The 5,822-nt window shown below is 60.8% G+C and carries 7 protein-coding genes and 1 pseudogene; all 8 read right to left on the bottom strand.

Going from position 1 to position 5,822, the window contains the following annotated elements; translation table 11 throughout:
• Nucleotides 1-824 (bottom strand): PTS system mannose/fructose/sorbose family transporter subunit IID (locus GDJ93_RS06250; RefSeq protein WP_442339753.1); only part of this gene is annotated, 824 nt, incomplete at its 3' end.
• Nucleotides 814-1,587 (bottom strand): PTS mannose/fructose/sorbose/N-acetylgalactosamine transporter subunit IIC, encoded by a 774-nt coding sequence (locus GDJ93_RS06255; protein WP_152068164.1) that lies wholly within the window; start codon nucleotides 1,585-1,587, stop codon nucleotides 814-816. The genes GDJ93_RS06250 and GDJ93_RS06255, both read right to left, overlap by 11 nt.
• Nucleotides 1,588-1,812: 225 nt before the next feature.
• A complete protein-coding gene (locus GDJ93_RS06260) occupies nucleotides 1,813-2,703 on the bottom strand; it encodes a DMT family transporter (protein WP_226812506.1) in 891 nt (296 codons plus the stop codon).
• An 88-nt stretch (nucleotides 2,704-2,791) separates the two neighbouring features.
• Nucleotides 2,792-3,625, bottom strand: coding sequence for a PTS system mannose/fructose/sorbose family transporter subunit IID (locus GDJ93_RS06265; RefSeq protein WP_152068165.1), 834 nt, complete (start codon nucleotides 3,623-3,625; stop codon nucleotides 2,792-2,794).
• Nucleotides 3,606-4,379 carry a PTS mannose/fructose/sorbose/N-acetylgalactosamine transporter subunit IIC gene (locus GDJ93_RS06270; RefSeq protein ID WP_152068166.1) on the bottom strand — a complete coding sequence of 258 codons (774 nt, stop codon included), beginning with the start codon at nucleotides 4,377-4,379 and terminating at the stop codon, nucleotides 3,606-3,608. Before GDJ93_RS06270 ends, GDJ93_RS06265 begins: the two co-directional genes overlap by 20 nt.
• Before the next feature lie 60 nt (nucleotides 4,380-4,439).
• Nucleotides 4,440-4,922: a PTS sugar transporter subunit IIB gene (locus tag GDJ93_RS06275; RefSeq protein WP_152068167.1), complete on the bottom strand. Its 483-nt coding sequence runs from the start codon at nucleotides 4,920-4,922 to the stop codon at nucleotides 4,440-4,442.
• Between the two features lie 57 nt (nucleotides 4,923-4,979).
• Nucleotides 4,980-5,399: a PTS sugar transporter subunit IIA gene (locus tag GDJ93_RS06280; RefSeq protein ID WP_152068168.1), complete on the bottom strand. Its 420-nt coding sequence runs from the start codon at nucleotides 5,397-5,399 to the stop codon at nucleotides 4,980-4,982.
• A gap of 46 nt (nucleotides 5,400-5,445) precedes the next feature.
• Nucleotides 5,446-5,822, bottom strand: a pseudogene (locus GDJ93_RS06285) (SIS domain-containing protein); the annotation flags it as partial.

The following is a 5,822-nucleotide window of genomic DNA, read 5'->3' on the forward strand; positions in this document are numbered from 1 at the left end:
TACGCCAGCACGCCGAAGAACGCGCCGACGATGCCCACGGCCATGGTGGCCACGATCAGCACCATGGGGTTGATCTTCTTGGACAGCAGCCAGTAGTACAGCCAGAAGGCGATCATGCCGAGCATGCCGGGCATGATGCCGTCCAGGATGTCCTGGAGGGTCTGGGCGTCCTCACCCGAGCCGATGGCCACCGGGATGCTGGCACAGAACATGTCCTTGCACATGGCGCCCACGACCATGACGCCCACGATTCCCACGCAGGTCATGATCTTCTGCATGAGGCCGGTCCTCTGGGCCTCGTCCAGGAAGCCCACGCCCAGCTCGTAGCCCTTGACGGCGCCCCAGACGCGCAGCGCGAAGCCGGGGACGTTGTAGATGAGCAGGAAGGCGATGGGGCCGAAGGGGTTGCCGGCCTGGCACAGGCTGATGCCCACCGCGGCGGCGACCACGCGCAGCGTCGACAGGAAGATGGAGTCGCCGATGCCGGACAGCGGGCCCATGAGGGCGGCCTTGACGTCGTTGACGCTCTCGGGCTCGATCTCGCCGCGGGCGACCTTCTCCTCCATGGCCATCGCGATGCCGCCGACGAACGGGGCGAACTGGACGGTGATGTTGAAGAACGCGCAGTGGCGGTGCAGGGCCTCGGCGTAGTCGTCGGGGCGGCCGGCGTAGATCTTCTTGAGCATGTTGGCGACCATCAGGCAGAAGGCGATGTTCATCTGCTTGTAGTAGGTCCAGGAGAACTCCATGCCCAGGGCGCCGACGTTGACGGCGCTCTTGACGAGGTCGGAGCGCGTGATCTTGTTCTCGGGACTAGAAGTCATCGTCCTCATCCCCTTCCACGGAGAGCTGGGGCTGGGCTCCGCCCAGGCCGAGCAGGTCGAACTTGTCGATGCCGATGATGATGGCGATCAGGGCGACGCCCAGGACGGGCACGTTGGCGTAGGAGCACAGCAGGAAGCCCAGGAAGTAGAAGGGCACGAGCTGCTTGGTGAGCACAAGGCGGCCGAGCATGGCGAAGCCCATGGCCGGCAGGATGTTGGCGGCAACGCCAAAGCCGTCGATGATGAAGGGCGGGATGAAGTCGAGCAGGCCCTGGATGGCGTCGGAGCCGAGGTAGAATGCGCCGCCGCACAGCAGGAAGTACTCGACGCAACCCCAGATTCCAATTCCCCAATGAACGGCGTAGATGCCTTTGAGGTTTCCCTTGAGGGCAAACTTGTCTGCCATGTCGACAAACACGGGGAACAAGGCATTGGTAATGTTGCCGATCGTCAGCGAAAGGACGGCGATGGGCATGGCGAGCGCGATGGCCGTCTCGGTGCCCTGGCCGAGCTGAATGGCAAACGCGCAGGCGAGCACGCCGCCGACGGTTTCATTAGGCGGTACGTAGGCGCCGATGGAGATCGAACCCATGAACAGTAGCTCCAGGCTGGCGCCAACGGCAAGGCCGGTCTGCAGGTCCCCCAGCACCAGGCCCACGAGCGGGCACAGGACGATGGGGCGGAACGCGTAGAGGGTGCCGAGCTGGTAGTCGAGGCATCCAAACGCTCCGACTAAGCCGACGAGGATTGCTTGGACAAGCATAATTCCTCCCAATAAGGAATCTCGAACCGTCATCCCTCCCGTCGCGCGCGTTGTTGATATCAATTCCGGGAGTTCGATTACACGGCTCGAAGCGTACCTGGTGTGCTGCTAACACCCATGCCAGGCACAAATGATTTGATACTAATTATAGGTATGCAGGTTTTTACTATTTAATACCACTCGCTCAGCGGGGTGTTTTTTACCGTAAACGGCAGACGTATCTCATCAGGCACGTTCCTTGTTTCGATGGCGGACAAGCGCCACCAAAAAGCCATCGCCAAAGGCATCGCATGCCAAGTTGCCTACAATCACCAAAACGATAATCACCGCGCCCAAAAGCTCGTTCCAGCGAAAGACCTCGCCAAAGAGGAGCGCCGACCAGCAGGGAGCGAGCACGACCTCACTCATGCAAACCAAGTTGGCCGCAAACGCGTTGGTGCGCGCAATCCCCTTGGCATACAGCACACTCGCAAGGCCGCTGCAAAAAAGGCCATGCACCAGCATAAGCCCCCACTCAAAGGGTTTCACGGAGCCTAGGTCGCCGGCAAAATAGACGATCGGAAGTATCGAGATGCCGCAGGAGATGAGCGAGGACACCATGGGCGACGCATCGGGGCGAGAGTTTAAAAAGAAACACAGCCCAAAGGTGGCGCCCGAAATGACGGCAAGCAGGTTGCCGAGCATGCCCTCGGCGCTCAAATCGCCTAAAAAGAAAAGTCCCATACCCGTAAAAGCAACCACCACGGAGGCAATCTTCGCAGGCGAGGGCAACGTGCGAGTTGCGAGCGACTGATACACGATAACGAAAATCATCGAGGTGTACTGCAGAACGATCGCGTTGCCGACCGTCGTGAGCTGGTTGGCAAAGTTAAACGTGGTGCCCGTCACGAAGTTGCAGACGGCCACAAGGACAATTAGACGGCTGACGCGGAGGACAGGCCTGCCGACGAGCAGGATAAAGAGCGCCATAAATATTGCCGTAACGGCACCGATCAAAAGAGCTGACTGCGAATTGGCGCGAACGAGGATGCCGATAAAACTCCACAAGAGCGCCGTGCCAAATAGATACATCGCCCCGCTCACGCCATTATCGGGTGGATTGTCAGATCGAATCACGAAGCACCTCCAGCTAGCTTTCGGTAATAAAAAACGGCGACCGCAATGGGTCGCCGTTTCCCTTGGGGGCAGAATAGAACGCAGGAACCTACGCCAGCACGCCGAAGAACGCGCCGACGATGCCCACGGCCATGGTGGCCACGATCAGCACCATGGGGTTGATCTTCTTGGACAGCAGCCAGTAGTACAGCCAGAAGGCGATCATGCCGAGCATGCCGGGCATGATGCCGTCCAGGATGTCCTGGAGGGTCTGGGCGTCCTCACCCGAGCCGATGGCCACCGGGATGCTGGCCCAGAACATGTCCTTGCACATGGCGCCCACGACCATGACGCCCACGATTCCCACGCAGGTCATGATCTTCTGCATGAGGCCGGTCCTCTGGGCCTCGTCCAGGAAGCCCACGCCCAGCTCGTAGCCCTTGACGGCGCCCCAGACGCGCAGCGCGAAGCCGGGGACGTTGTAGATGAGCAGGAAGGCGATGGGGCCGAAGGGGTTGCCGGCCTGGCACAGGCTGATGCCCACCGCGGCGGCGACCACGCGCAGCGTCGACAGGAAGATGGAGTCGCCGATGCCGGACAGCGGGCCCATGAGGGCGGCCTTGACGTCGTTGACGCTCTCGGGCTCGATCTCGCCGCGGGCGACCTTCTCCTCCATGGCCATCGCGATGCCGCCGACGAACGGGGCGAACTGGACGGTGATGTTGAAGAACGCGCAGTGGCGGTGCAGGGCCTCGGCGTAGTCGTCGGGGCGGCCGGCGTAGATCTTCTTGAGCATGTTGGCGACCATCAGGCAGAAGGCGATGTTCATCTGCTTGTAGTAGGTCCAGGAGAACTCCATGCCCAGGGCGCCGACGTTGACGGCGCTCTTGACGAGGTCGGAGCGCGTGATCTTGTTCTCGGGACTAGAAGTCATCGTCCTCATCCCCTTCCACGGAGAGCTGGGGCTGGGCTCCGCCCAGGCCGAGCAGGTCGAACTTGTCGATGCCGATGATGATGGCGATCAGGGCGACGCCCAGGACGGGCACGTTGGCGTAGGAGCACAGCAGGAAGCCCAAGAAGTAGAAGGGCACGAGCTGCTTGGTGAGCACAAGGCGGCCGAGCATGGCGAAGCCCATGGCCGGCAGGATGTTGGCGGCAACGCCAAAGCCAGCAAGGACAAAGGGCGGGATGAAGTCGAGCACGCCCTGGATGGCGTCAGCACCCAGATAGAACGACAGCGAGCACAACAGGAACGCCATGATGATACCGGTGGAACCGATCAGGAAGTGCATCGCATAGACTCCCTTAAGGTTGCCCTGGGCAGAGAAAACATCGGCGCGGTCAACCAAAATCGGCAGGGCGGCGTTGAGGATGTTCTTGATGGCAAGGCACAGCGTGGCGATGGGCATAGCGAGCGCGATGGCTGCCTCGGTGCCCTGGCCGAGCTGGATAGCGAAGGCACAGGCGAGCACGCCGCCGATCGTCTCATCGGGCGGCACGTAGGCACCGATGGAGATTGAGCCCATGAACAGCAGCTCCAGGCTCGCACCGATCGCGAGGCCGGACTGCAGGTCCCCCAGCACCAGGCCCACGAGCGGGCACAGGACGATGGGGCGGAACGCGTAGAGCGTACCGAGCTGGCAGTCGAACTTACCAAACGCGGCGATAAGTCCGATGAGGATTGCTTGGACAAGCATACATCCCCCTTTCCTAATAGGACACTACGAAGAACCCGCAGGCTCTTCGAAATTAAACGCCTAGAGCACGCTGGCGCAGTCGACCTTGGGGTCGTCGGCCAGAGGACGAATCTCGACCTCGACGCCGCGGCTCAGCATCTCGCGCACATCGGCTTCCTCGGCCGCAGTCAGGAAGATCTGACGAGAGACCTGACGAGCATCGGGGCGCTTCTCGTCCTTTGGCTTGGTGTTGCCCAGGTTGACCGACTTGATCTGCGGGCACCCCTCAATAAGCTGCTTTGCCTCAGCGATGGTGGCGACGCAGATAATCATCTTGTATTTGTCAGTCACACCCGAGTTAATGGCCTCGATGGCATTCGCCATATCCTTGATGACGAGCTTGCAGCCGGCAGGCTTGCCCATCTTGAGCGTCGTCTTCCACACCGGGTCGTTAGCGACCTTATCGCCCACGCAGAAGATGCAGTTGGAGCCGAGGCCCTGAACCCAAGAGACCGCGACCTGGCCATGAAGCAGGCGATGGTCAACGCGAAGTAGCTGAATCATAATGTGACCCCCCAAAGGTCTTGTGCCGTCTTACGGCGTGTCAGTAGGTGCTGCGGATTAGAACTCTTCTTCCTCGTCGCCATCGACCAAAAGATCGTTGACAAACTTCACGCGCGTATCGTCCGCAGCGACGATGGCGCGAATCGTCTCCTCAACCGGCGCCGACTCGTCAGAGAACAGCAGCTGAATGAGCAGAGGAAGGTTCATGTTGGTAACGAGGTACGTGCGGGGACGCGTCTGGACGATCTTGGTGAACTCGTTGTTGACGCTGCCGCCAAAGAGGTCGGTGCAGACAACGACATCATCGTCGGCAGACATGCCTGCCAGCAGTTTTTGGGCCTCCTCGGCCACGTCCATGCGGTCATCGACGAACATCGAAAGATCGTGGACGTTGTCGCGAGCGCCCGAGAGCAGCTCGACGCTCTCCTTGATGCCGGTGGCGAAGTGCGCATGGCTGGCGATAATGTACTGTCTCATTCTGTGTTCCTCTCAATAGCCCGGCACGTTCCCGCACCCGTTTTCTTTAGTAGTCGAACTGGTGATAGTAGCGGCGATACTTGAGGTTGTGCTTGGTGACCGTCTCGTAGTAGCGAGCCAGGCGGTCGGTCACGAGCACCGTCAGAATCCACGGGGAGACGATGACGCGGAACTCGTCGTCAAGGCCGGGGATCGCGAACTCGGCGGTGTCGATGATGTTGATGTCGGTGTCGCCGGTCACGCCGCGGTTGAGGAAGGCGCGGACGCGCTCGTCGAGCTTGCGGTTCTCGTCCTCGCCCATGAACAGGAACACGGGGACGCCGGGCTCCACGAGCTCGAGGGTGCCGTGGAAGAAGTCGGCCGAGGTGATGTAGCGGGTGCGCTTCCACTGCATCTCCTCGAGGATGCACATCGAGAACAGGA

Origin of the sequence: Collinsella aerofaciens, from assembly GCF_902501475.1 — a bacterium.
Classification (GTDB): domain Bacteria; phylum Actinomycetota; class Coriobacteriia; order Coriobacteriales; family Coriobacteriaceae; genus Collinsella; species Collinsella aerofaciens_AL.

Coding starts and splice junctions, on each gene's coding strand:
- GDJ93_RS06255 (WP_152068164.1), bottom strand. CDS start 1,587: ATGCTTGTCCAAGCAATCCTCGTCGGCTTAGTCGGAGCGTTTGGATGC.
- GDJ93_RS06265 (WP_152068165.1), bottom strand. CDS start 3,625: ATGAGGACGATGACTTCTAGTCCCGAGAACAAGATCACGCGCTCCGAC.
- GDJ93_RS06270 (WP_152068166.1), bottom strand. CDS start 4,379: ATGCTTGTCCAAGCAATCCTCATCGGACTTATCGCCGCGTTTGGTAAG.
- GDJ93_RS06275 (WP_152068167.1), bottom strand. CDS start 4,922: ATGATTCAGCTACTTCGCGTTGACCATCGCCTGCTTCATGGCCAGGTC.
- GDJ93_RS06280 (WP_152068168.1), bottom strand. CDS start 5,399: ATGAGACAGTACATTATCGCCAGCCATGCGCACTTCGCCACCGGCATC.